20 protein-coding genes are annotated in these 22,462 nt (G+C 34.1%); 13 read left to right on the top strand and 7 right to left on the bottom strand.

Features of this window, described 5'->3' with window-relative positions; translation table 11 throughout:
- Positions 1 to 6: 6 nt before the first annotated feature.
- Positions 7 to 1,278 (top strand): acyl-CoA reductase, encoded by a 1,272-nt coding sequence (locus JN09_RS01925; RefSeq protein ID WP_204432103.1) that lies wholly within the window; start codon positions 7 to 9, stop codon positions 1,276 to 1,278.
- A 48-nt stretch (positions 1,279 to 1,326) separates the two neighbouring features.
- Here JN09_RS01925 and glpK read toward each other — a convergent pair whose 3' ends face one another.
- From glpK to JN09_RS01900, 5 genes are all read right to left on the bottom strand, one after another.
- Positions 1,327 to 2,820 carry a glycerol kinase GlpK gene (gene glpK, locus JN09_RS01920; protein WP_204432102.1) on the bottom strand — a complete coding sequence of 498 codons (1,494 nt, stop codon included), beginning with the start codon at positions 2,818 to 2,820 and terminating at the stop codon, positions 1,327 to 1,329.
- Entirely contained in the window at positions 2,817 to 3,182 is a 366-nt protein-coding gene (locus JN09_RS01915) for a DUF1667 domain-containing protein (protein WP_204432101.1), read from the bottom strand. The genes glpK and JN09_RS01915 overlap by 4 nt, the downstream gene beginning before the upstream one ends.
- Complete coding sequence (locus JN09_RS01910) at positions 3,179 to 4,438, bottom strand: NAD(P)/FAD-dependent oxidoreductase (protein WP_204432100.1); 1,260 nt, start codon at positions 4,436 to 4,438, stop codon at positions 3,179 to 3,181. Before JN09_RS01910 ends, JN09_RS01915 begins: the two co-directional genes overlap by 4 nt.
- Positions 4,435 to 5,868, bottom strand: a complete 1,434-nt coding sequence (locus JN09_RS01905) for an NAD(P)/FAD-dependent oxidoreductase (RefSeq protein WP_204432099.1) — start codon at positions 5,866 to 5,868, stop codon at positions 4,435 to 4,437. Before JN09_RS01905 ends, JN09_RS01910 begins: the two co-directional genes overlap by 4 nt.
- 83 nt (positions 5,869 to 5,951) lie before the next feature.
- A complete protein-coding gene (locus JN09_RS01900; RefSeq protein WP_204432098.1) occupies positions 5,952 to 6,497 on the bottom strand; it encodes a glycerol-3-phosphate responsive antiterminator in 546 nt (181 codons plus the stop codon).
- A 412-nt stretch (positions 6,498 to 6,909) separates the two neighbouring features.
- Between JN09_RS01900 and JN09_RS01895 the strand changes: the two genes are divergently transcribed.
- From JN09_RS01895 to JN09_RS01865, 7 genes are all read left to right on the top strand, one after another.
- On the top strand, positions 6,910 to 8,961 hold the full coding sequence (locus JN09_RS01895; RefSeq protein WP_204432097.1) for an alpha/beta fold hydrolase: 2,052 nt from the start codon (positions 6,910 to 6,912) through the stop codon (positions 8,959 to 8,961).
- 136 nt (positions 8,962 to 9,097) lie between these two features.
- On the top strand, positions 9,098 to 10,462 hold the full coding sequence (locus tag JN09_RS01890) for an MAC/perforin domain-containing protein (RefSeq protein WP_204432096.1): 1,365 nt from the start codon (positions 9,098 to 9,100) through the stop codon (positions 10,460 to 10,462).
- A 156-nt stretch (positions 10,463 to 10,618) separates the two neighbouring features.
- The gene (locus JN09_RS01885; protein WP_204432095.1) at positions 10,619 to 11,284 is read left to right on the top strand and encodes an ABC transporter ATP-binding protein; all 666 of its coding nucleotides are present in this window, start codon (positions 10,619 to 10,621) and stop codon (positions 11,282 to 11,284) included.
- Between the two features lie 105 nt (positions 11,285 to 11,389).
- Complete coding sequence (locus JN09_RS01880) at positions 11,390 to 13,171, top strand: ABC transporter permease family protein (protein WP_204432094.1); 1,782 nt, start codon at positions 11,390 to 11,392, stop codon at positions 13,169 to 13,171.
- 8 nt (positions 13,172 to 13,179) lie between these two features.
- Positions 13,180 to 15,735 (top strand): ABC transporter ATP-binding protein, encoded by a 2,556-nt coding sequence (locus JN09_RS01875; protein ID WP_204432093.1) that lies wholly within the window; start codon positions 13,180 to 13,182, stop codon positions 15,733 to 15,735.
- Between the two features lie 44 nt (positions 15,736 to 15,779).
- Positions 15,780 to 15,971: a DUF4250 domain-containing protein gene (locus tag JN09_RS01870; protein ID WP_204432092.1), complete on the top strand. Its 192-nt coding sequence runs from the start codon at positions 15,780 to 15,782 to the stop codon at positions 15,969 to 15,971.
- Positions 15,968 to 16,723, top strand: a complete 756-nt coding sequence (locus JN09_RS01865; RefSeq protein WP_204432091.1) for an SDR family NAD(P)-dependent oxidoreductase — start codon at positions 15,968 to 15,970, stop codon at positions 16,721 to 16,723. The genes JN09_RS01870 and JN09_RS01865 overlap by 4 nt, the downstream gene beginning before the upstream one ends.
- Positions 16,724 to 16,814: 91 nt before the next feature.
- Here the strand turns inward: JN09_RS01865 and JN09_RS01860 are convergent, their stop codons facing one another.
- Together JN09_RS01860 and JN09_RS01855 are read right to left on the bottom strand one after the other, a co-directional pair.
- Positions 16,815 to 17,204 carry a TetR-like C-terminal domain-containing protein gene (locus JN09_RS01860; RefSeq protein WP_204432090.1) on the bottom strand — a complete coding sequence of 130 codons (390 nt, stop codon included), beginning with the start codon at positions 17,202 to 17,204 and terminating at the stop codon, positions 16,815 to 16,817.
- A 118-nt stretch (positions 17,205 to 17,322) separates the two neighbouring features.
- Complete coding sequence (locus JN09_RS01855) at positions 17,323 to 18,174, bottom strand: hypothetical protein (protein WP_204432089.1); 852 nt, start codon at positions 18,172 to 18,174, stop codon at positions 17,323 to 17,325.
- 254 nt (positions 18,175 to 18,428) lie between these two features.
- On the opposite strand from JN09_RS01855, the gene JN09_RS01850 reads away from it, so the two are divergent.
- The 5 genes from JN09_RS01850 to JN09_RS01830 all read left to right on the top strand — a co-directional run bounded on the left by JN09_RS01850 (position 18,429) and on the right by JN09_RS01830 (position 22,434).
- A complete protein-coding gene (locus JN09_RS01850; RefSeq protein WP_204432088.1) occupies positions 18,429 to 18,569 on the top strand; it encodes a hypothetical protein in 141 nt (46 codons plus the stop codon).
- 498 nt (positions 18,570 to 19,067) lie between these two features.
- Positions 19,068 to 19,478, top strand: a complete 411-nt coding sequence (locus JN09_RS07680; protein ID WP_204432163.1) for an IS3 family transposase — start codon at positions 19,068 to 19,070, stop codon at positions 19,476 to 19,478.
- Positions 19,479 to 20,167: 689 nt separating this feature from the next.
- The gene (locus tag JN09_RS01840; RefSeq protein ID WP_204432087.1) at positions 20,168 to 20,566 is read left to right on the top strand and encodes a hypothetical protein; all 399 of its coding nucleotides are present in this window, start codon (positions 20,168 to 20,170) and stop codon (positions 20,564 to 20,566) included.
- Positions 20,567 to 20,780: 214 nt separating this feature from the next.
- A complete protein-coding gene (locus tag JN09_RS01835) occupies positions 20,781 to 21,938 on the top strand; it encodes an AAA family ATPase (RefSeq protein ID WP_204432086.1) in 1,158 nt (385 codons plus the stop codon).
- The gene (locus tag JN09_RS01830) at positions 21,910 to 22,434 is read left to right on the top strand and encodes a hypothetical protein (protein ID WP_204432085.1); all 525 of its coding nucleotides are present in this window, start codon (positions 21,910 to 21,912) and stop codon (positions 22,432 to 22,434) included. Before JN09_RS01835 ends, JN09_RS01830 begins: the two co-directional genes overlap by 29 nt.
- Positions 22,435 to 22,462 lie beyond the last annotated feature (28 nt).

The raw sequence follows: 22,462 nt of genomic DNA, 5'->3' as shown, positions 1-22,462 counted from the left end.
GAAGTCATGATTTTATACAAAGGAAAACTATTAGAAAACGAAACTCAAGCAAACATGCTCAAAAGTCTAAAAGATGACTGTTATCACACGCTTAAAAATGGTCTAAAAATTGACCCAATGGTTGTGATTGAGGCGTGTGATAAGCTTGCTAAAAAGGTAAGAAACGGTGAGTATAACAGCATAGTCACGCCACTACTGAACGCATTTGATATTCCTTATGATTACTTTGTTCAATCGATTTCTATGTTTGAAAAAGAGGCCTTAATACATAAGTGTAGGGTAGAACTAGGAGAAGATTTTTTATCGCCAAAAGATTTAAATGATCAAACAAAAAGAAGAATTTATCCATTAGGAATTTTGTTTCATATTGCGGCTGGTAACATCGATGCATTGCCTGCCTATTCTGTTATTGAAGGACTTCTAGCAGGTAATATTAACATTCTGAAACTTCCTTCGGGAGATGTTGGAGTTTCAGTAAAACTCCTACATGAACTCATTCAAATTGAACCTAAACTCACGGAGTTCATCTATGTGTTTGATGTTCCATCCACAGAAGTAGAATCCATCAAAGCATTGGCAGAAATTGCAGATGGCATTGTTGTATGGGGCGGAGATGTTGCTGTTAAAGCAGCGTATCAAATGGCCAGTGTAACTCAAAAGATTATTCCTTGGGGGCATAAGCTGTCATTTGCTTATGCAACACCAAATTGCACTGACGATGATCTTGAAGCACTCGTACACCATATTTGCGAAACGAATCAGGTACTGTGTTCTAGTGCACAAGGCATCTTTCTAGATACAAACGACTTAGAGGTCTTAAACACATTTGCTGACAGATTTTATCATATATTTGATAGAGTCTCGAAAACACATAAAGAAGTTCCAATTGGTATGCGTGGCAGAAACAATATTGAACTCTACTATGAATCCTTAATCCAAAAAGAAACTGAGAAAAGAATCTTAAAAGGAAAAGGATTTAGTGTTGTTAGTAGTAAAGATAATGATTTAACACTATCGATGTTATTTAGAAACGTTTGGGTAAAAAGACTACCTAGAGATGAGATTATTACCAATTTAAAACCTCATAAAAACCATCTACAAACCGTAGCACTCATGTGTTTAGATAAAGACCTAGATGATTTATCTAATAGGCTAGCTAGTGCAGGATTAGTGAGAATTACGAAGCCAATCGATATGTCCAGGATGAATGTTGGTGAAGCTCATGATGGAACCTATGCTTTAAGGGAATATACGAGAATAGTTGAGATAAGAAAATAAAAGAAGTGCCGTTCGGATGGAACGGCACTTTTTGATAGAAGTATTTGGTTATTTAAGTTTAAAGTGTCTGGTGGCTTCAACAGCAACTTTCCAACCCTTAATGTATTTGGCTCTAATGCTTTCATCCATACTTGGCTCATATAATGTCTTTAATTGCCAAGAGGCTTTGATATCATCTTTAGTTTCCCAATAGCCTGTAGATAATCCTGCAAGATAGGCTGCACCTAAGGCAGTTGTTTCTAGGATTTTAGGTTGTTCAACTTTAAGATTCAAAATGTCTGATTGAAATTGCATCAAGAATTGATTTACGGTTGCACCACCATCTACCTTAAAGGATTTAATAGGAAGTTTGGTGTCTTCCTCCATAGCTCTTAATACATCCATGGACTGGTAACAAATCGATTCTAGTATTGCTCTAGTGATGTGTTCTTTGGTTGTGCCTCTAGTTAGGCCAAACATTGCGCCTCTAGCATCTGAATCCCAATAAGGCGTTCCTAGACCAACAAAGGCTGGGACAATGTATACCCCTTCATTGGAAGGTAATGATTTGGCAAGCGCTTCAGTTTCTTTGGCTGAATGAATCAGTTTGATACCATCTCTTAACCACTGAACAGAAGAGCCACCAACAAAGACGCTACCTTCTAGTGCATAAGTAACTTCATTACCTATGCCCCATGCAATCGTAGTTAATAATCCGTGTTGAGATTCTATTGGTTTAGCACCAGTATTCATAAGCATAAAACAGCCAGTGCCGTATGTATTTTTGACAGATCCTTTTTCAAAACAAGTTTGACCAAATAGGGCAGCTTGTTGGTCACCAGCAATCCCAGAAATCGGAACGATGCTTCCGAAGAAGTGTTCTTTTGTAGTATGTCCATAGATTTCACTAGAAGACTTCACTTTAGGTAACATCGACATTGGAATACCAAGAATATTGCAAAGTTCTTCATCCCATTTTAAGGTATGGATGTTGAACAGTAATGTACGTGATGCGTTAGTATAGTCTGTTACATGCACAGACTCGCCTGTAAGTTTATAGACAAGCCATGTGTCAATGGTTCCGAATAAGAGTTCGCCTTTTTCGGCTTTTTCACGAGCTTGAGGAACATTGTCTAATATCCATTTGATTTTAGTGCCTGAGAAATAGGCATCAATCAACAAGCCAGTTTTCGCTTTGAAGGTTTCTTTATACCCTTTTAAAATGAGATTATCACATATATCTGCTGTTTGTCTTGACTGCCAGACAATGGCGTTATATAAAGGTTGTCCGGTTAACTTATCCCAGACGACGGTTGTTTCCCTTTGATTGGTAATCCCAATGGCATGGATATCTTCTGGTTTCAGTTTAGCTTCCAATAATGCTCTCGCAATTACAGCTAATACACTAACCCAAATTTCATTAGGGTTATGTTCTACCCAACCTGGATTGGGGTAATATTGGGTAATCTCTTCACTAGCTACAGCAAGCATGTTAGAGTCTTTATCAAAAATTATAGCCCTTGTGCTTGTGGTACCTTGATCAATGGATAAGATGTATTTCATAGAGCGCCTCCCAAGAAAGTTACGATACTGGTTTTGGTTGATACAATGTCAACGCCAGTGTTTCTAATGTTATGTATGATTACATCTCCTATTTTAACATGATTTTCTACCCTAATGCTATCTAGGTCAGATAAAATAGCTTTCATAAGTTCTTTTGGGACTGGACTAGAAGTCTTTACGGATAGTCTTGGGAGATTAGGAAATATGGTTTTAACTGTGGATGTAATCATTCTCTTAGGGGCAGTCATTTCTTCTATTGCATATTTGGCTCCTCTAGAACACCTGTTTCCAGTAGGTACCATTTCATCGGATACTTCAATATGACACCCTACAGGGCATACAATACAAGTTAGTTCTTTCATAATGTTTCCTCCAATTCTAGAGTGATGTCTTCAAACTTCTTAAGTTCTTCAAATTTGATGGTTATGTTTTCCATTTCTGCTGGGGCGATGTATTTTGCTTTCTTAATTTGAATGACTTCACCATTTTGCATTACTTTAAATGTGCCTGAAGTCATTTTTCGTGTAACCCTAAAGGAAAGCGTAATGGCATCTTCACTGATGTTGTTAAAGTCGATTTCTTGAGGGACTGTATAACGGATATTTGCTCCAGGGATAATCCTCTTTACATGTTTTGGATTCTTACCAGTAAATAAATATTGTTTAGCATAATTACCGGCCTTTTCGCCTTCTTTACTTACCCAGTCAACCAGATCATGAACATGAAGTGCATTCCCACAGATAAACAACCCATCGACAGAAGTCATTAAGGTTTGATCGACAACGGCACTCTTAGTAATCTTGCTTTTAGTCATCTGTAAGGAATCAAATAACCCCACATCAGGAATGAGTCCTACCGATAGAAGTAAGGTATCTACATCAAAGGTTTTTTCTGTATTAGGAACAGGGTTAAACTTATCGTCTACTTGTTGAATTGTGATTTGTTCTAATTTGTCTTTACCTTTGATGTATGTAACGGTATGAGATAAATATAACGGGATGTTATAGTCATCTAAACACTGGACAATGTTTCTGGTTAAACCATTAGAATATGGCATTATTTCAGCAACACCCAGTACATTCGCGCCTTCTAAAGTCATACGTCTAGCCATGATTAATCCGATGTCTCCACTGCCTAATATAAAGATGTTTTTGCCAACTAAATACCCATCCATATTAAGATATCTTTGGGCACTACCTGCAGGCATAATGCCCTTAGGTCTTTCGCCAGGAAGCTCAATGGCCCCACGTGTTCTTTCATAACATCCAGATGCAATGATCACTGCTTTGGACTTTATTTCTTGATACCCGTGGGCCTCGCTTGTAAGCGTTAGTTTAAATAAGTCATTCTTCTTGATGTCAATGACGGTTGTTCCATAAAGGATATCAAAGGATTCATTAGACAGAGATTCAATAAATCTTGAAGCGTATTCTGGACCAGTTAGTTCTTCATGAAACATATGTAAGCCAAACCCATTATGAATACATTGATTCAAGATGCCACCTAAAATACGTTCACGTTCAACTAGTAATATGTTTAGTCTATCATCAAGGGCACTTTTTAAGGCTGCTAATCCAGCTGCGCCACCACCAATAATGGTCAGATCGTATGTTTTCATTTTGACTTCGTCTCCTTAAGTAGAATTGGGGTATCTATAGAATAGTAATTAACTTCTGTCAAAGGCTTATTAAGTTCTCTTGCGATGATCTTTAATACTAAGCCTTCACAATACCCACCTTGGCATAAACCCGCACCCGCTCTAGCACGTTTCTTGATGCCTTTAATGGTGTCATTGCCTGTAGGACCATGAATGGCATCAATGATTTCCTGTTCACTGATTTTTTCACATTTACAAATCAAGTTTCCATATTTTGGTTTTGTTTGAAGTAATTGAAGTTTTTCATCCATTCCTAGTTCATGAAAGACAATAGGTTTCTCGCGGTATGGATCAAACACTTTCTTCATGGGTTGTTTGATCTTAAGGAGTTCATGAACTACGTAGTTCGCAATGGCTGGTGCAGCAGTAAGACCTGGTGAATCAATGCCAGCGACATGATAAAAACCTTTGTGTGTTTTTGATTCTTTGATATAGAAGTCATCGTAGGTAGAAGAAGCTCTAATGCCTGCGAATGTTCTGATGATTAAATCATAAGGAATATCATTCGATAAGTCTTTTAAGTGTTCTTTGATATAGGTTAAACCATCTCTTGAAGTACCATAGTTTTCACGTTCACTTGTAATAGTGGAGGTAGGACCTAAAAGAATATTACCATGTGTTTGAGGGACGATTAAAACACCTTTACCCTTCTTAGTTGGTAGTGGGTAAATGACACTATTGAACAGACCTTTTGCCTTACGGTCTAATACATAGTATTCACCTTTTTTAGGGATAATCTTAAATTCTGGATTTTCAATATATGAAGCGATTATGTCACTATTGACGCCTGCGCAATTGATGACATTTTTAGACACTATAGAATCCTTATTTTCCAGTATTAATTCAAAGTGATTCTCATGTTTAATGATGTTAATAACGTGTGCATTTCTTTTAAATTCAGCGCCATTTTTTATCGCATTACCAATACTAGCAATCGCAACTTCCCAAGGAAAAGTGACTTTGGTTGTTGGTAGGTCTAGAGCCATCACAATCGATTGTGATAACCTTGGATCTCTTTTTCTCGCTTCATCGCCTGAAATGATTGATACCTTAGGAACCCCATTTCTTAATGCACGGTCATAGAGTTCATGCAGCGTCTTAATCTCTTCATCATCATGAGCTACTACTAATGCACCGGTTCTTAAAAGAGGAATATTTAATTCTTTTTCAAGTTGTTCATACAAGAGGTTTCCCTCTACACAAAACTTCGCTTTTAATGACCCTTCTTTTGGGTCATGGCCAGAGTGAACAATCGCGCTATTCGCGATGGTTTGATGACTGGCAATATCATTTTCTTTATCAATCACTAATACTTTAAGTGGGTATCTCGATAGTTCTCTTGTGATCAAAGAACCAATGATACCTGAACCAATAACTACATAATCATACATGTAAATGCCCCCTTATAAATGAAAAGAGAAAAAAGGTTTCTAAAACGCTTTTTTCTCTTATGTCTCTTTTCTTAGATTAACTTTTATTTTAACCAAAACGCTTTATTGCTAGTAGTAACAGCAATTGCCCCACTTAAAAGGCAGTTAGCGATTTGATCTTTAGACCTTATTAAACCACCCATCAAAATGTCACATTTAACATGTTCTTTAATTTCGGGTAATAAATCTACACACAATGCTGGAAGAACCTCTAGGTAGTCTGGATTGAGTTTTGAAACTACTTCTAGACCTTGTTCAAGTGATATTGAGTCCTTAAGGAAAAACCTTAGGATTCCAATCACCTGCCTTTTCTTACATAATTCGATAACTCTAGGTTTGCTTGAGATGATGCCATCGATTTTTAGAGTTTGAATTAAGTAGATTGCTCCAAATTCATCAGAACTTAATCCTTTGATTAGTTCGGAATGAATTAATACTTTCTTGTTGAATTTTTTCATTTCTAATACAAGTTCAGGTAATTGAGCCAGTTGAAAGTTCATCAGTATACCATAAACCATATCACTGGATAAGAACACTTTTAAATCTTGAAAATTTCCGATTGCTGGGATGATTCTTTGATTGTTTAACACAAGTACCCCCTCTTAAAAAAATAATAGCAAACTCAAAAAATGCTCATACGATATGCATTAGTGGATTTTGCTCTAGACTCTATCTCTTAAATTCTACCTTCATTATAGATTTTAACTTTGATTTAGTCAAGAGGGGTAATTCATATTTCATATCAATAGACCAATCGTTAATTATACTAATTAACAATTAAGTAAAAAAGTTTCGCACTTGTTTTCGTAGAATATAGTACTCAAAATAGCCTATTTCCAACGTGTTGACATATATTTCCTTGGGTGATATAATGAAAACGATAACGTAATGTAAGCGCTTAGAGCCCGTAGAGTGAAGCTGGAAAAACGATTCTTTTAAGAATAGTTTTAGCTTCACTCTTTTTTATGGAGTCTATAAAATTACATAGAAAAAGGAGAGATTATGTTGAAGAAAATTCAAAAGCCAGTTGTATGGTTACTAACACTCGTTATTGTTGTGTTAGCATCAAGTTTTTTCGCATCGACGGTTCAAAACTCGTTTTTTCAAGTTAAGGTTGATAAGGTGAGTTTTGAAACAGAAAGAGGCACTCTTTCAGGCTACCTATATAAACCTAAGGGCGTTAGTGATTCTAAACCTGCACCAGCAGTAGTACTTACCCATGGGTATTTAAACAATGCTGAAATGCAAGAAATTGGAGCCATTGAGCTTTCAAGAAGGGGCTTTGTCGTATTGGCATTTGATATGTACGACCATGGCGATTCAAAATGGGATACACCGGCTGCGTTTAACTTCTTTGTTAGATCAGTATATGACGCTGTACAATATGTTTATGATTTAGATTTTGTCTTAAAAGCGGCTAATGGCGATGGTATGATTGGCGTAAGCGGTCACTCTATGGGCGGATTCTCATCATCCTATGCAGTCATTTTTGATGAAATGGATTTCTTAACAAATGGTTACAGAAAGATAGCTGCAGCATTACCAGTTGGTGCTGACTTTAGATATATTGGTGTTGCCAATCCAGAAACTATGTTTGGACCAAGATCTGCTGGTATTATCGCTGCCCATTGGGATCAATTCTTCTTTGATAATAGTGGTGCTGCCGGCACTGTAAAATACAAAGATTTCGTTAAAGACACTGTGGGGCTTAAGTTCCTTGGTAGAGATGACGAAGGCAATGCAGAAGCCTCAACATGGTATGACAGAGATTCTGGTCAAAGAATCATCTATACACCTGATGAAACACATCCTCAAAATACTTGGAGCTTAGAAACTGGTAGAAATACAATTGATTTCTTCACAGATGCATTTGAATTCCAACTTAATAGACATGCAGATTTAGGCACACTTTCTTCATATGGTATTGAAGAAAAAGGTGGACAAGTATGGTGGCTTAAAGAAGCATTTACACTTATCGCTTTAATCGCATTGTTCTTAATGATTTTCCCAGCATTCACTTTACTAACACAATTACCAGTTTTCAATAGAATTATTAAACAACAAAGTGAATCAACTAGCCTAAAATCATCCAACGAACCTCATTTAAACAAACTTAAAGTGGTTTTAATTGCAGGATCGTTATTGTTAAGTACTTTCTATTTAAACATCTTCATGGACAGACAAGCTGCAGGTATGAGCTTACTTGCGAAAACGATGCATTATGTTGCTGGTGGGGCAATATTCTTCGTAATCGGTGCATGGTTAATTACCCTTGTTAAAGAAGAAGAAAGACTTGTTAAACTTGCACAAAAGATTACACTTGGTTCTTCTGTAGTTGTTTTAATCGCATTAGCATTTAGATGGGTACTGGTTAATCCAACAATCATTAACAATGTTAATTACTGGAGCGCACCGTCCGTTAACACGATCGCATATTGGGCAATGACAGCCGGTTTATTAACATTACTGATTACATTTGCTACTACACCAATGTTCAAAGTTTCTGATAACCCTTACGGGCTTAAAGCATCTTGGACAGAAGTTGGTATGGGCTTAGTAACTTCAGTAGTCTTAACATTTGGATTCTTCTTATTCATTGCGATCATTGAATGGATTTTTAAGACAGACTTTAGATTCTATACATATGCAATTAAAGTCTTCAACAACCGTCAATTTATTGCAGCATTAAGATATATGCCAATATTCTTCGTTTACTACTTAGCTGTAGGTATTAGCGTATTCGTTAATGCTAAGAAGATGAAGCCAATACTAGCTGATATCTTAGCAGCAGTGCTATTGGTTGGACCAGTCATTTTATTCTTAGTGTATGACTATTTTGTTCTATACAACACAGGTGTTGCAGCATTCAACAACTTCGCACTTAACGCAATCCTATTAGTTGGTTTAGTTCCAACCTTAGTGGTTGCAGGTATCATCTTAAGAAGATTTGCTGAAAAGACAGGCAATATTTGGACAGGTGTATTCTTCACAACAATGTTCTTCACATTTGTTGCTGTAGCAAACACAGCTGTTTACCTAATCACATTCAAATAACTCTTGTAGTTTTTAGACGGGAACTTAAATAAGTTTCCGTTTTTTTGTTATAAGACGTTAAAGTATGACAGATGTGCCGTTATAATTGTTGATTTTAATTGATATTATTATTGAGCGGGAACGAAAGGATAGAATAATGAAAAAAGTATTATGTGTATTATTGTTATTGGTATCATTTTTATTAAGTGCTAAATCTGTTTTTGCTTCTACTTACAATGAGAAAATAGTTGGTGGCTTAGGTTACTCTATAAATTTGATTGACTCTGATGAAATAAAAATAGAAAACATCAAGACTTCTCAACCTGTTTTGACAGAGACATTTTTAAATAGTGTCAATGTTGTGAAAACTTATGTTGGTAGCGGACAAACCTATATCACAGAAGGAGATGATATTCAGTCTGTTTATGAAATGAAGTATGCAAACTTTGAAAATGAACTAGGAATCGAGGCAACAAAAGGAGTTTTGTCTGCTGGACTAAAAACAAAGTTTGGAATATCATCCAATCAAAGTTCAGATACACACTCGAATAGTTACTATTATTCTCTAGAATCAGAGCATGTAACCCATAGTTATGTTATTGAGAATCATAAGTCCAATACTAAGCAATTTGCCGATAATTTATCTGACGAGTACTTAAATAGTTTGAGTAGAGTGAATGAAACCGGTGATTGGAATTGGTTTTATAACATATATGGAACACATCTACTCACGGGCTTGAAATTGGGTGGGAAAATGCAGTTTAATTATAGTGTTAAGTCAGACTATATAAACTTCACATCAGAGATAAAGTCAGCTTTATCAACTGAAATTAATGCAAAAGTCAGCGGAGTTGTAGACGGTACAAGCAAGCTAGATATTGATTTTGGAGTATATGACAATCGCTCGAATTCGAAGTTAGTAAAAAACATTAATATGAAAGTTATCGGGGGACAAAACTTCTCATCGGTCTCGTTTGAGGATTTTATAAATAATTATAGCCCATGGTATAATTCGATTAAAGAATCGAATTCGAAGATAATTGGAGTGTTTTCGGAGGGGATTATTCCTCTATGGGATATATTGCCACAAGAGTATAGTAGTCTTAAGGATTCTATGATTGCCGCATTCGACAATCTTTGCGATGAGAAATATGAAGCTTACACGAAGCTTGATCCAAAAGACAATCCATACTATATTATGAATCCAACACTGATTAGGGAAGTATCCAAAACTATCAATGATGATGGAAGGTTCCAACAACATATTGATAAGGTTGAGCTAGGAAAATATGGAATTAATCTACAAAGCTTGATAAATCAAGGATATCTTTACGCTGATGTTGATGTTAAAATGGATCATAAGGAAGTTCAAGACGGATACAGAAACATATATATATTTAGTAATTCTACTAAGGATAATAAATATCTCGTTTCAGAAAAGGAATTCGAGATTGAAGTTGATGGAGAAGCTAAGGTTACGTTTATACTACAGGATCATACACATTTTCATCATTCTTGTTGAGCAATTTGGATATAAAATCTAACACGATCTACATTAGATATGGCGCTCACGGTGCTGGTGATGATGATTGGCTTAATAAGAATGTTAGTATAAGTATTATATTTAGAAAATAATAATTAATTAAATTCCCGCTCAAACATATGAAAGGCCATTCAAATGAAATTATCAAACATATCAAAGACATACATCTCAAAAACGAAAGATACTACGAAAGCAATTACCAATGTATCGCTTTCTTTTAGCATAGGATTAACAGTTATTGCTGGTCCGTCTGGATCAGGTAAAACAACCCTCTTAAACATAATCAGTGGATTTCTAGCACCTGATAGTGGAGAAATTATCTTTAACGACAAGGACTTATCCAAATTATCAACTAAAGAACAGAGAGAATTGAGACTTCATGATGTTGGGTATTATCTTAGTGATAAAAACCTAATTGAACATTTGACAGTCTATGAGAATATTATATTATCTAGAAAACTCATAAATAAATCTATTAATCAAGAAGAACTCATGGCAATCCTAATCAAACTTGGCATAGATAATCTTTTAAATCGATACCCTTCTGAATTATCTACTGGTCAAAAATCTAGAGTGGGACTGGCTAGACTCATGGTAAAAAAACCAAAACTGCTTTTAGCGGATGAACCAACAGGCGCTTTAGATGAACTGACTTCTATCCTAGTTATGGATTGTCTGAAAGAACTCAGTAAAACCTCTATGGTTATTATCGTAACCCACGATGAAACACTCGCTAAACACTATGCAGATAGAATCATTCGACTAAGAAAAGGCATTATCGAGAGTGATTCATCAGATTAGATTGAAATCATTAAAACAAAGACTACCGAACATAATACAAAGATTCCTTATAGAGTACTACTTTCTCAGACGTTATCCTCATTTAAGTATAAGAAGACCAAACTCATGTTAGCAACATTCATTCTTTCTTTAATTTTGTTGTTTATAACCAGTTCGCTTTTGGTTATTCGTAATGATTTTTCAAAGAATTACTTAATGGCTGCAAAAGAAGATAAAGTCGAATACACAAGTTTTAGAAAAGATAGTTTCTACAAAGTCGAAGGGGTTCTTCAAGAAAGAAGTGCTTATTTCACAAGAAATGATTATAACTTCTTAAAACAAATAACCAATGAAGACGTCTTATATGCAATAGATAATCCTACATGTAACAATCAAATCCGTACAAATCTATTAGAACATGGGTATCCTAACTATAAACTTGAAATGCCTGTTAATGATGCATTAATAGAAACATTAGGGTATGAACTTAAATACGGAAGAATGCCAGAGACTACTGACGAGACAATGATATCCTTACTTTATGCGGATCTTATCTTATCTTTAGGGAAACCCAATTTGGGCATCGATAGTTACAACGACTTAGTTGATGAAGAGACGATTTTACCCTATGTCGGGAATGTCGTTGGAATTATCGACACAGGGCTAAGAAAAGAAGACGTTATAACGGACGATTCCGATTTAATGCCCCTTCTAGAAATTGACCCATTTCATCTTACGAAGTTTTCATGTGAGACCTGTCTGTTTAATCATTTTAGTCTAGATTATCTATCGACAAATTATGGCGATAAAATCGTTGTCGACTATGACAAAGAAGGTATTATTTCAAAGACGATTACTTCGATTATGAGTCACGATTACGTGACAGAAAATGAAAGACAAAGAGAACCGCTTTATGACAACCTAGTAAAATCAGAAAGCTATGCCATTATTCATATATCAAGTTTGGATGACCTAACACAAACTAGTCTTATTAGTGGAATCGAAACATTAAAATATCAACAGGCATCTGATTATGTAGAATCAAATTATGAAGCACTAAAAGAACAGTATGATTTAACTTTAGATAAAGCACACTATCTAGACTACATACTAACAACCTCTTTAAATGAATACACCCCTGGGATTGACAGACATTACTTCAATCAGTCCAGTTATCAAAGTGTGATTGAAGCTTACTTAAGCGATAATCCTGTGAATGTTACCATTACAATCGAAACGGAATCAGGCATAAAGTCTAAAGAATTAGAAGTTAAATGGATTGATATGAGTAGTTCCAATTCAAGGTCAATCATTGTCGATAACGGGTTTTTGAATGAGTTTATGAATGATGTCCAAACCCCTTTTGACTTAGTATTTATTTCTAATGACCTAAGTGAGGACGCCCTTAAAAAGATCATCAGTCTTGATCCTTATAAGGACTTTAAGACCTATAGTGGGACAAACCCCCTTTATCACAGAGTAGAAAACTTATCAGAGTTCATAAACTCATTTAGAGTATTGGCTTTATCTCTTGGGTTAGTCTCTATCGTGCTTTTTGTGTTATTTATTTATCAATACACGACATTCCTTTTAGAGAAAGGCTCTATTAAAATTGGTTTATATCTTTCATTAGGTTTGACTAAACTAAATATAAGAATGATATATGCAATTGAAGTATTAGTGTTAGTGATTATAAGTGGGTTAATCTCGCTACTTGGACATAGAATACTCGTTACTCAAATCCAAAGGATACTATCCAACCGATTTGATAGTTCTACAAGTTTTATTAACCTTTCAAATAATACGCTTTTACTCATTGGATTAATTGGGCTTTTCTGTGTCACCTTAATCTATCTGATACTATCCAATAAAGTATTAAAAAAACCACTCATTGAGTTAATGAAATAGGAGGAGAAATGAAACTAGTAGGGATAAGGAAAATCTATTTATCAAAAACAGATGAAATCACAACGGCCATCAAAGACATTAATTTATCATTTGAGGAATTTGGATTGACCGTTATTGAAGGACCTTCTGGGTCAGGAAAGACTACGTTACTAAATATCATTGGTGGGTATGATGAACCTACAGGAGGGACTATCTATTACAATAACACCGAGAGATCCCGTCTAACTAAAACAGAGTTAGTAACGATTAGACGTCATGATATTGGGTATTATTTAAGTGACTATAACCTAATTGAACACTTAAACTTATATGATAACATCGCACTTTCATACAAACTCAAACATGAACCGGTTAATCAAACTGAAATCGATAGCATTCTTGATAAATTGGATATCAGTCATTTAAAAAATAGATATCCAAAAGAACTTTCAACAGGCGAACGTCAAAGAGGCGCACTAGCGCGTTTAATGGTCAAAAAGCCCGCGTTATTGCTTGCGGATGAACCAACAGGCGCCTTAGATGAAGTGAACGCTAAAATCGTCATGGATGTGTTTAAGGCATTAAGCAAAACAAGTTGTATTATCATGGTAACGCATGATGAGACACTAGCGTTAGACTATGCCGATAGAATCATCCGTTTGTCAAACGGTATCGTGATAGAAGATAAAAGATTTAAAGAGACTCCCAAAACTGTTATTTTCAAATCACTTAACCCTACCAAAGAGAAGTTCTATTATAGACCAATAGAATTAATTAAAGGCTCTTTTAGTAGGTTATTGAAACAGTCAATAAAAACAGTGGTTGTTAGCGTAATGCTTTTTCTTATCATTACGCTAGGGATGGTTATTCGAGGGTTTGGAAACTATAATACGAATAACGCCGTTTATGATACAGCTAGAAAAAACCAAATTAACGCCATATCGATTACTAAAAGAGATAGTAAAAACACCCCAAGTAATCTTAAGTTTGAAGACATAAAAACACTTTCTAAAAGGTTTGGGTCTAATGTCTTGTTTAAGTATGAAGAAATCGACTTAGATATGGATGACTATCGAACTAACTCTATAGAAGAAACCGATCAAGACTTATACCATGTGAGTTTTACAACCTCGTTATCGATAGACCAAATGACTAAATTAGGGTATGACCTCATTTCTGGGGTTTTACCTCAAAAAAATGATAATAGCAAAGAAATCGTCATCACGAAATTCATGTTTGATCAACTAAAGAAGTTCGGACATAGCGACATCGATACACCGATCACCGATTACGCTTCAATACTTCATAAGACGGTTTATTTAGGCGACTATTATGAGATTGTAGGCATTATTGACACAAAGCTTGATTCTAACTTATATAAAGCCTTAGATAAACCAGTAACCAGTTCAAAAGAAGAACGAATCTATCAAAACACTAAAACAAGTTATCAAAATGAACTTATAGAGTCATTTCATTTAGCACTTTTCTTATATGATGGGTATTTAGATGACTACCTAAATGAAATGGACTCAGTATTTATGGTTACAGATAATCAGTTTACAATTCCCTTTAAAGATGGGAAAGTGATTTACATCGATTCTTTTACCAAGTATATCTCTGGAACTAAGTATTATGAATATAAACTGCCTTATACCTTATTTGATAAAGACGTTAGAGACCAAATGGAATTATCAGCAGAAGAAGGATTGGATCGTGAGTATCACAGTCATGCTTTCATTCATTTCTATGACGTTAAAGATATGTTCCCTCCAGAATCTACTTGGTTAGACTATTATAGTTACCTACAATCAAATGAAGAAAATAGTTATGAACCTACCTATAATAGAGCCTACTTTTATCGAGAATCTCTGTATAGTGCAGTAACAGGCTATCTCATTAACAACAGTATTAGACCATTAATAGACAATAAAGAGCTAACTTATCAAACGTTATTAAGAGAAGTCTTGATGGATTCAGATACCGTGTATCTAAATGAGAACATGTATGATAAAATGCTCAAAGACTTAAATACCAGTGTCAGTGGGTTTTATCTAATTGGTAATGAGTCTAAAGAAGCAATATCGTTCGTTAACTCTAACTCAAATTATGGATTAGACGGGCATTTATTAGAGTCTATCGGTTTAATTGATCAGAAAATCATCAACATTAAAGACATTTCTATTTACTTAATCATTGGAATCATTGTGTTATTAACTTTAATGTTTCTTTGGCATATTAAAGAGACCCTTGACAGCTCAATCGAGGATATCGCAATCTATAAGAGTTTAGGTCTGTATGATTTTGAACAGTTTGTTATCTTTTGGATTTTAAATGCGATGACGGTACTTCTGTCAGCTATCTTAAGCTTAATTGCAACAGTAATCATAACAACCATCATCAACCATGTATTTAGTAATGAAATGCCTATATTATATAAACTAATTAGCGTAAATTACCTTGAGAGCATCGTTTTAATCATTTTTACTTTAGTCATCTATTTTGTGATGTCATATTTAATGTTTACTGCTAAGTTAAAACGTAATACAACAACACTATTTAGAGAAATATCTAACAGAGAGGTATAAACCTGCATAAATTTATGTATAATAAAGAAAAAGGGTGTGTTTACATGAATATCAATATGGATATCAGACTATTAGTTAGCATCATTAACACAAAACTCAGAAACGATTTTGAAACCTTAGAGATTTTATGTGAAGATGAAAACTTAAATCACAATGACCTCTTAAATAGGTTATTCAAAGAAGGGTATCATTACGATCACAACTTAAACCAAATCAAAGTAGGAGCAGGATTATGAAACTTAAAGATAAGAAAGTAGTTATCACTGGCGCTTCTTCAGGCATTGGATTAGAAGTGCTAAAGCTGTTGTTGAATGAAAATGCATACGTGTTAGCTGTATCGAGAACCATGTCCAAAAACCCGATTGAACATGAAAGACTGATCAAAGTAGATTTGGACTTAAGCTTAGAAGATTCCCCATATCAGTTATTAGAACTCGCTTATAAGAAATTAGGCGATATTGATATACTAATATCTAATGCAGGTTTTACATACTATGAACGCTTAAAGGTCTATGATTCCAAACACGTAATGGATATCTTTAACTTAAATCTATTTCAAACCATTAAGCTTGTAACAAAACTAAAAGCGATTAAGAAAGATAAACCCTTTCAGTTTGTAACAACCCTAAGCGCAGTTAGTTTTGTTTCATTACCAGGATATGCCCTATACTCAAGTACAAAAGCAGGCTTAAAAGGCTTTATTGATGGCTATCGATTTGAAATGGAGAAGAATCAGATCCTTCAAGCTGTATACCCGGTTGCAACAGAAACAAACTTCTTCGATAGAGCCAATCAAACCCATAAACCTTGGCCAGTTCAAACCCCACTTCACGTAGCTAAGAAAATCATTAAAGGCATAAAGAAAAAGAAAAAACACATTCACCCATCGTTAATCTTTAGATTAGGGTTTATGTTTGCTCCATGGTTCTTTACACTTTATAACAAAAGAGAAAAACGCATTTTTGATGAAACAATTAAGAAAGACTAGATGGCTTGATATGATCCCCTTAAAGTAGACACTACAAATAATTAAAGTTGTAGAAGTTTACAGAGAGGGGATTTTTCTTTTGATGAGCTTGTTATGGTTTTATAAGCCCTTTGATGAACTCTGTTGCGAGTAGTCCCATAGATCGATTGGATTCTTTCATACCATTTTTCAACCAATGAATAAGCATTTGAAATAATCCACCTTCAATAAATTCGATGATATAGTCCAGTTTATCAGGGTCTATTTGATGGTCTAAGTCTAGGTATTTAAATAGATGTCCGATATAGGCATCAAATTTTTTATAAAACACAAATTTATAAAAATAATAAAAAGGCATGTTTTTATTATGAATTGGTGTTATAATTGGGGTGTATTCAGCTATTCCATCATAAATATGATTTTCTAAGAGTTCTTTTTCATAACTCATTTTTTCACTAACAATACTCGTTAATCTCCTTTTTTTGCCATGATAAGATGACAAAAGGGATTTGGTCTTGTTCCCCACTTTTTATTCTGAAAATTCCATATGGTTTTATACCAAAGTCATTTTGTCAAACGAAAAGGAAGATTGCATTCAACCTTCCTTTTTGTCGTTTATATTAGGATTTTAGTGTAATTCTAGGGCCATCTGTGATTAAGAAGTTTGAAGAGTTAATCGCATATGTATTGGTATTGTCCCCTTCTATTTGTTCTGGGTTTGTGAAGTATAGTTCGCTATTACCCTCAATCTTAACACCTAGTAAGCTGGTGATATTGATATACATCTTTATCTTAGTGAACTTGTTGATTTCATTGGTGATGTAGAAGGTTGTATCCTTCTTCATCACAAGATTAATTATGACGTTGTTTCGTTTGGTTCTTTCATTATAAAGAATGAATGCTCTTGCTTCATTGGTTGGATCATTAGGGAAAAACTCATAGTTAACACCTTCTCGTTCAAATCTGAGTTTATCGAATGTAACAGAAGAAACAGTCTTACCATCTACTACTTTAAAAGGAATCTTTAAAGATAGAAATTGATAGTTATCGCTATTAGTATAGACATCATTAATATCAACACCTTGTTCGAACATATGAAATGAACTATTTTTTTGTTTAATGAATTTATCTACATAACGTTCAGATTCTTTATAGATTAGCATACGGTCGATAAAGTCAATGATTGAGTAGTTTGATGATGCAAACTGAAGTTCTCTAAACATCTCAGCACGTTTGTTTGTGTCATCATTAATTCTAACCACAGTCTTGTTGTGGATTAAGATTAATAAGCTAAATAACATACTGGATAAAAACGAAGCAAACGATAAGAATAAGGCAACGACACGAATTCCAATAACGTTATACATTCTATCGAGATCATCGCCGTAATGAAGCATCAATAGGCTAATGATGAATACAACTAACCCTGAAAAGGATATTAAGGATATGATTAATTTTGTTTCTTTTTTCATAGAAAATGACCCCCTGTTTTGTGTATATCTATTATAGCATTTATTAATAAATTTAGAAGTAAAATGAGTGAATATAATAGCCACTGATTTTTCTAAGAAAACCACAATAAAATCTTGTAATATGCATAAAACGATATCTTTTTATCAAAAAAATGAAAAACCAATAAAATTTTAAAAAATACCTTATTACTTAATAGTTATTTCAATTCAAAGTGGTAGAATCAAAGTGTCTTATAGACAAGGAGTGATTTAATATGGGATTCGAAAAAAAAGATTTTTCTAAAGGCGGTTCAAAACCTGGTGTACAAGCAGCTCCAAAAGCTCCACAAAAAGTAGTTCAACAAAAACCAGTAGAACCAACCCCTAAGAAAGTGGTTGCAGGCAATAAAAAATAACAGTCACACACAACTTGTTTATTCCAACTAAGGGTACTTAGTGAATAAGAAATTCAATTTACCCCATGTCACATAGCTTGTGACGTGGGGTTTTATGTATATTTTTCCTATAGATAGCCATAATTAGTTAATTCTCGTTTCAGTATTAAGGGTACCGTGGAAAAAATAGTATAAAAGCTATTTTTTTAGTTCGTATTAATATAATCTGATGATTGAATAATATGCTCATGTATACGATAATTTTCGAATATGGTAGGCTTTTGGTATAGAACAGTAGACATGAATAGATTAATAATTTACTCATGTAATAACCAATATGTAAAACATAATTTAGGAGGATTAAGGTGAGAAAGTATTTTTCAATACGTTTTCAAAACACTATTGACATCTGAGCGAAGAACCCAAATAATATAAGAACTCGTTAGTAAGGAACCTGGTATTTCGGTTAACAGAGTGCTGAAGTCATTAAACGTATCCAAATCAGGTTACTATTAATGGCTGAAAAGAACCCCATCAACTCAAGTAGCACAAAAACAAGAAGTCAAACAGGAGATTCAAAAAGAGTATGATGAGGCTAATCAAATCTATGGTGCACCCAAAATAACTGAAAATCTAAATGAACGAGGCATCTCATTTTCAACAAAGACTGTAGGAAACTATATGCGAGAAATGGGCATTATGGCTATTTATCGAAGTCGATGGATTAAAACCACAATCAATAGTGATTTTAGTACTGAACTAGAAAATATTCTTAAACGAGATTTCAAAGCAGATAAACCAAATACAGTTTGGGTAACGGATATCATGTATATTTGGACCTATGAAGGCTATGTATATTTAGCTAGTGTTATGGATTTATTCTCAAGAAAAATCATCGCTTGGGAACTCACAGACCATTTAAATGTGTAAAGAAAGCTAAATCGAGACGAGAACTAGATGAGGCAATCATAATACATAGTGACCGTGGGTCTCATTTCGTGTCTGAAGCTTACCGAAATCTAGTTGATGAGGACAACCTTGTGTGTGGGAACATATTCACATGCTTTTGAAGGTGAATTATGCTCTTAACTATGACAAAAAGAGACTCTTACATGTTAACTAAAAAACGATTTATTTTTCAGTTTTTCATAAGAATGACACAAGAAAGACAGTGCTTGAGCATGGCTTTCATAAGGACAGACAGTCGCGATAGCAGAAGGGTGCCACCGCCACCTCTAAACTAGAACGGTCGATGATTTGGCATGTGAATACAGTGAGTTGACATCTATTACACCTGAAAATGAAGAATTGATACAGATGGGACAAAATCCTATCTTTTTTTATTGTTTTGAACTGTTTTGTCCATTTAGTGTTTTATTTTACATAAGAGAATATTGACTTCATAGCAGAAAGAAGGCTATATGAGGTTTTCAAAAAAACGAGATTTTATAAAAAGTATGTCAGCTCACTACATAATCATTATAAGTTATTTCCGATAAAAGAATGAGTTCACGAGAATGAAGGATCACACTTGATTAACATCATCTTTTAAGTGATATATATACATCCCAAAGATATATACAATGGAAGGTGATTTAATCATGAGTAAGGAAATAAGCATGAAAGATTGGGTTGAACGATTCAATGACGGCAAATACGCATCTAGTGATGTACAAGCGCAGATTGAAGCTGGATGGTATGATTGGTTTTGTAGGGATAGCAGTTTAGTGAATAAGACGAAAAGAATGGGTAACATTATTAAACAGATCAAACCAGGTGGTAAGGTAGATCTTGAGAGTAATTTTGTATGGTTTAAGAACAACTGTCCTCTTGATGGACCACTCTATGATGATTTCAGAATTGCAGGTATTAATTCTGACCCAACTTTGATAGTTATTCAAATAAATAATCGAGCAAACGAATGTCGTTACACAGTATTTGGTAGACTAAACGACTTCAGGACACCAGTTTTTAGTTCTAACTCATTAAGAAAAATAATAAAGTGGCTGAATACATAATAAATATCCGAATAATTTAAGTATGCTGCTTCGGAGATAGACTAATATAATATAAAAAGTCAACTTAGTTTTAAGCTGGGTTGCTTTTTCCAACTAAACAACTCAAAAAACACTTAAAAAAGCATATGTAATATAATTTCAAACGAAATAAACGTGTGAATGTTTACAAATGACCGATTTGGGTATATAATGAAAATACTAGGAGGAATCTAAAATGAAAATACTTAAAATAAACATTTCGGGATACAAGTTGCTAGAAAACAATTTTGAAATAGATTTTTTAAATAAAGCTCGTGTGAATAGTTCTGATAAGGACGATGAAGTCATTGAGTTAGACGAAGGTTTATATATACCAACCACCATTGTTTTTACAGGTAAGAACGCCAGTGGAAAATCATCCGTGTTATCGATGATAGAATTCGTCAATGAGTTGCTTCTGAGTGGACGAATCAAATACGATAAATTAGATTTTAGATCAAAGACAATAAAGTTAACAGTCTTTTTCTATTTGCTTGAAACGGTATATAAGTACGAAAGCAATATCAGCATTCCAGAAGCAACATTACTAAACGAAACAAGTTACTGTAAGTTTTCTAATGAAAAGCTATACTCAAAAAAATATTCAAAGAGCTACAGCAAGCGAATCCTCGATTTAGATTTTGATGAAGACAACACTTACACTAGTAACGTTTCAGACACATCTATCCTTTATAAACTTACAAATAAGCGAACGCTTGTAATTAATACAAATAATTGGATCCATAATTATCGTATTGAAAGTATATTTGATATTTTTAATCTTGTGGAAGTTTCAACTGAGTTAATGTTGAAAATTACTAATTTATTTGATGAGGGGATCAAAAAATTCGAATACGATCTAGATAAGAAATTATTCGTTCTGGACTTGAATGGTATTGGAGCAAAAACTTACAGTGAGAAGGAAGTCGATATGCTTCTTTCAGACGGTACTAAAAAAGGATTGATTATGTTTGGATTAACCATCGCAATTCTAAAAATGGGAGGAACTCTCATTATTGATGAAATCGAAAACAGCTTCCATAAAAATCTCGTCGAAAACATCATTATGATTTTTAATGATAAGCGGATTAATGTTATGAACGCAAATCTAATTTTTAGCACACATTATGTGGAGATACTAGATATTTTTAGAAGAAGAGATAACATCTTTGTTATGAGAAAGAATGATCACATTACAGCATGCAATTTATATAAAGATTTTAAAGATCGCATTGACTTAAGCAAGAGTAATCAGTTCAATAACAATACTTTCCAAACCCTTATCAATTATGATCGTTTAATGGAGTTAAAGAAAGAATTGATTAATGAAATATCTAATACTGTTAGAGGGTAATACTGAAAAAGCATTTATTGAATTATTAATGGATAGGGGATTATTCAAAATAAATGCAGACGATATGTTAGATTTAAGACCACACCAAAAACGTCAGTTAGATACATACCTGCTTGCCATGATAAGACAACTTGAAAATGATGAAAAAGTGATTATTATGAGAATTGGTGACAAGCTGACAGATAAACTGAGAATTCCAAAAGATATAAAAGAAAAGATTCATTCAGAAGAGAAGTATTGTACAAAACCGGAATTTGAAATGCTTATCATAATTGCAGAAGGTTTATATGAGGAATATCAAAAAGTAAAAAGTACTATAAAACCAAAAGTATTTGCAAAACAAAGGGCAATGATTAGTGGCAAGAGGTATGATAACTCACAATTTTGGATCAAGAAATATTTTGAAGAAATTGATGTAGAAAAACTATTAAAAAAATATAGAAGTATGGCACATCATTCATTAGAAGAATTGTTCTTATGCGAGTTAATAAAATAAGCACCAATTATTACAGTAAAAGGAGGAA

The sequence above is a fragment of the Paracholeplasma morum genome (assembly GCF_016907055.1).
Classification (GTDB): domain Bacteria; phylum Bacillota_I; class Bacilli_A; order Acholeplasmatales; family UBA5453; genus Paracholeplasma; species Paracholeplasma morum.
This window is presented reverse-complemented; position numbering and strand designations above follow the sequence as displayed.